This is a genomic window from Actinoplanes sp. NPDC048791, assembly GCF_040650095.1.
Lineage (GTDB): Bacteria > Actinomycetota > Actinomycetes > Mycobacteriales > Micromonosporaceae > Actinoplanes.
In genome coordinates, this window is sequence record NZ_JBEZGQ010000748.1 from 1 (window position 1) to 4,319 (window position 4,319).

The 4,319-nt window shown below is 70.5% G+C and carries 3 protein-coding genes and 1 pseudogene; all 4 read left to right on the forward strand.

The features are described from left to right. A pseudogene (locus tag AB0C29_RS36060) lies at positions 1-387 on the forward strand (hypothetical protein); the annotation flags it as partial. Positions 388-438: 51 nt separating this feature from the next. Beyond that, positions 439-2,205 (forward strand): murein biosynthesis integral membrane protein MurJ, encoded by a 1,767-nt coding sequence (murJ, locus tag AB0C29_RS36065; RefSeq protein ID WP_360830105.1) that lies wholly within the window; start codon positions 439-441, stop codon positions 2,203-2,205. Positions 2,206-2,381: 176 nt separating this feature from the next. Next, positions 2,382-3,923, forward strand: coding sequence for a protein kinase family protein (locus AB0C29_RS36070; RefSeq protein ID WP_360830108.1), 1,542 nt, complete (start codon positions 2,382-2,384; stop codon positions 3,921-3,923). A 48-nt stretch (positions 3,924-3,971) separates the two neighbouring features. Then, positions 3,972-4,319: sigma-70 family RNA polymerase sigma factor (locus tag AB0C29_RS36075; protein ID WP_360830111.1), on the forward strand; the 348-nt coding region annotated here is incomplete at its 3' end.

Genomic DNA, 4,319 nt, shown 5'->3' on the forward strand with positions numbered 1-4,319 from the left:
CGGCCTCGTCGATCACCCGGGGTGAGGGCGCCGGCGGCAGCGGTCGCGGCCTACACCGCCCCGGCCCAGTCGCGGCTCGAGGTCCGCGGCGGCTCCCGCTTCCCGGCCGAGGGCCTGGCCGAGCTGGTACGGCAGGCAGCCCAGCGCCTGTCCCGGCTGCCCGAGGATCAGTGGTACGCCGAGGTCCGGCCGCTGGCGCGGCACATCGCGGACACCGGCGACCTGCGCCCGGTCAACGATCTGCTCGGCGTGCTCACCGAGGCGGGCTGTGACCACCCCACCGTGCTCGACGCGCTGAGCGAGCCGATCGTGCCCATCGAGGCCTGCTGGATGGTGGAGACGCTGGCCGGTGCGCTGCCCGGCAGCCTGCTGCGCCGTCACGTGTGAGGCACCGCCTGGCTAGGGTGACGGTGTGTCAGTACCCCTGGGGAGGTCTTGGTGAACGGCGGCCTGTACCGGAGCGCGCACGCGGCGAGCGACGGTGACCCGCAGTCGTCCGACGGCGCGATCCTGATCTCCGTCGACGGCTCGGCCCCGACCGCGGCCGGTGACGAGGCGTTGCCGCCGGAGGACGTCCCGCCCACCGGCGGCGGCACCGAGGGCGGCAGCACGGCCGGCAACAGCGCCATCATGGCGGCCGGCAGCCTGGTCAGCCGGATCATCGGCTTCGTCCGCAACATGCTGATCGGCATGACGCTGGGCGCCGGCATCGGTGACGCGTACACCAGCGCCCAGTTCCTGCCGGGGCAGATCTACGAGCTGCTGCTCGGCGGCATCCTCTCCAGCGTGCTGATCCCGTTGCTGGTCCGGCGGCGCAAGGCCGACCCGGACGGCGGGCTGCTGTTCACCCAGCGGCTGCTGACCTTCGCGGTCGTGACCCTCGGTCTCGCAACGGCGCTGGTGGTGACCGCCGCGCCGCTGATCACCTACATCCAGTCCGGCGACAACACCTCGCCCGCCTACCGGAACCTGGTCACGGCGTTCGCGTGGCTGATCCTGCCGATCATCTTCTTCACCGGCCTGTCCGCGATGATCAGCGCGGTGCTCAACGTCCGCGGGCACTTCGCCGCGCCGATGTGGGCGCCCATCCTCAACAACCTCGTTGTCATCGCCACCTGCGGCGTCTTCATCCTGGTCTTCGGCACCACCAACGGCTTCCGCCCCGAGGACATGACGCCCGGGCGGATCCTGCTGATCGCCGGCGGCACGCTGCTCGGCATGGTCGCCCAGGCCGCCGGTCTACTGCCGGCCCTGCGCAAGGTGGGCTTCGCCTGGAAGTGGCGGTGGGCGCCGCGCTCGCTCGGCCTCGGCGAGGTGGGCCGGCTGGCCGGCTGGATGCTCTGTTACGTCGGCGCCAACCAGCTGGCCGTCTTCGTCGTGGTCCGCGTCCTGAACGGCGTCTCGGGCAAGAACAACGCCAGCGTGCTCGCCTTCAACAACGTCTACCTGCTGACGATGATGGCGCACGGCATCATCGGCGTCTCGGTGATGACCGCGCTGCTGCCCAAGATGAGCGCCGCCGCCGCCGAGGGCCGCTACGCCGACGTCAGCGCCGACCTCAGCCGCGGCATCCGCCTGACGGTCACCGCCCTGGCCCCGATCGCCGTCGCGTACGGCGTGCTCGGTGTGCCCATCGCGGTGACGCTGTTCCAGGGTGGCGCCTTCACCTACGAGGACGCGTTCGCCACGGGCACGGTCCTGGTGGTGGCGGCCTTCGCTGTGATCCCGCTCTCTGTCAGTTACCTGTGTACTTATGCCTTCTATTCACTGCAGGGCAACAAGACGGTGGCACTGATCAACGTGCCCGTCGTTCTGCTGCGGATCGCCGGTTACTTCGTGCTCGCCGAGATGCTGTCGGAGTCACTCGCGGCCGCCGGCATGACCGCCGCGAACGCCCTGTCCTATCTGCTGTCCGCGGTGATCTCGCTGGCTGTCCTGCGCCGCCGGATCGGCCGGCTCAACCTCGGCTCGGTGGCCAAGTCCCTGCTGAAGGTGCTCGTGGCGGCCGTCGTCGCGGGCGCGGCGGGCCTGCTCGTCGTGCACCTGCTGCCCGGAGGTGACACGCCCGGGCGATTGACAGCGGCACTTCAGGTCTTCGCCGCCGGCGGCGTGATCATGATCGTCTACCTGGCCACCGCGGCGCTACTGCGGGTGCGGGAGATCAACCAGGTCGTCGGCATGGTGCGGCGCAAACTCGGGCGCTAGCGTGTGGAAAACCTGTGGATAAATCTCTGAACAGGTAATTTTCGGTCCCCGAGCGGCGGAAACGGTCCTGGCGGGCGGTGTCGGACGAGTGCCGCGGCGGGGGATGACGTGTAGGTCACTGGCTCGGGGCGGGTAAGGTCGTGGTCGACACGTGCGGACCCACCGAGGGAGGACGGGTGACCCAGGTCGGCGAAGGCCACGAGACCGCGGCCGATGAGGCCGGACCGGTCATGACCTTCGGTGCACCCACCGTCGGTGAGATCCTGGCCGAGCGGTACCAGCTCGAGGAACACGTCAACAACGACAGCGCGGGCCGGCAGGTCTGGCGCGGCATAGACGTGATCCTCCGGCGCCCCGTAGCCGTCGTGCTGCGGTATCCCGGCGGCGACTCCGCGACCGAGATGCTGCAGGCAGCGGTCGACGCGAGCCGCGTCATCCACCCCAACCTGGTCGGCGTCTACGACGCGATCGACGAGGGCTCCCGGGCCTACGTGGTGCGCGAATGGGTCGACGGCGAGGCGCTGCGCGAGCTTGTCGCGCAGGAGGGCCCGCTGGATCCGGCCCGCGCCACGGCGATCGCCCACTCCATCGCCGACGCGCTGGCCGCGGTCCACGCCACCGGCATGGTCCACGGCAACGTGCATCCCGGCACCACTCTGATCGGCGACGACGGCCGGGTCGTGCTCGCCGACGCGCGGGCCGACTCCGCCGACAGCACCGAGACGGACGTGCGCTCGGTCGGTGGCATCCTCTACTTCTCGCTGACCGGTCACTGGCCGCACGCCGAGATCAGAGGCTCGGCGCTGCCCGACGCGATGCGCGACAGCAGCGGCGCGGTCATCCCGCCCCGGCAGATCCGCGCCGGCGTCCCGGCCTATCTCGACGATCTGACCATGGACCTGCTCGACAAGCGGGTCGCGTCCCCCGAGGCCGACGCGCTCACCGCCGAGCTGGCCCGGCTGGACTCCGCCGACGACGAGTACGAGGACGTCGGCCCGCTGCGCTTCACCCAGGGCACCTCGGCCGAGCCGGTCCGCAGCACCCGCAAGATCGTCATCGGCATCGGCGCGCTGGTCGTCATCGCCGTGATCGGGCTGGTCTTCGGCATCCAGGCGATCAGCAAGTCGGGCGACGACACCCCGTCGACCACCCAGGCCAACACCGCGCCGCAGGATCCCGCGGGCGGCAACACGGGCACGGGCAACACCGACAACGAGGCCCCGGCCGCCGCCCCCAAGAAGATCGCCCTCACCCCCGACATGGTCCGCATCGTCGACCCGCCGGCCGGTGACCGCACCGACGAGGGTGAGGCCGCCTACACCGTCGACGACGACAAGGACACGGTCTGGAAGACCTCGGGCTTCCTGCAGGCCAAGTTCTACAACAAGCCCGGCATGGGCCTGCTGATCAACCTGGGCACGCCCCGCACCGTCAGCGAGGTCCGCGTCGAGACCTCGTCGCCCGGCATCGCGATGGACATCCGGACCGGCACCAGCGACCCGGGCAACAGCTCCGAGGGCGACGAGAAGATCGTCGAGACCTACAAGAAGCTGGGCGACGGCGACACGGCCAAGACCGACGGCAACAACGCGGTGTTCCCGCTCTTCGACGAGAACCAGAAGTACCAGTACATCCTGGTCTTCATCACCGAGCTGCCCCGGGACAGCGACGGCAAGTACCGCGCCGAGATCAGCAAGGTCGAGGTCTACGGCAACTGACAGGGTGACGCACCCACCCTGTCGCCCTTCTCGACTAGATTGCTGGGCGTGACTTCCGGCGACGCGCAGAGCGGCCCGTCCGCCCCGGACAACCCCGGGCGGACGGATGCGGAGCTGCTGCGCGCCCACGTCGACGGGGATCCGCAGGCGTTCAACGACCTCATCCGCCGGCACCGCGACCGCCTCTGGGCGGTGGCGCTGCGTACGATCGGCGACCGCGAGGAGGCCGCCGACGCGGTCCAGGACGCGCTGCTATCCGCACACCGCGGCGCCGCCAAGTTCCGCGGCGAATCCGCGGTGACCACATGGCTGCACCGGATCGTGGTGAACGCCTGCCTGGACCGCATCCGCCGCCGCCAGGCGCACCCGACGGTCCCGCTGCCGGACGGCACCCGC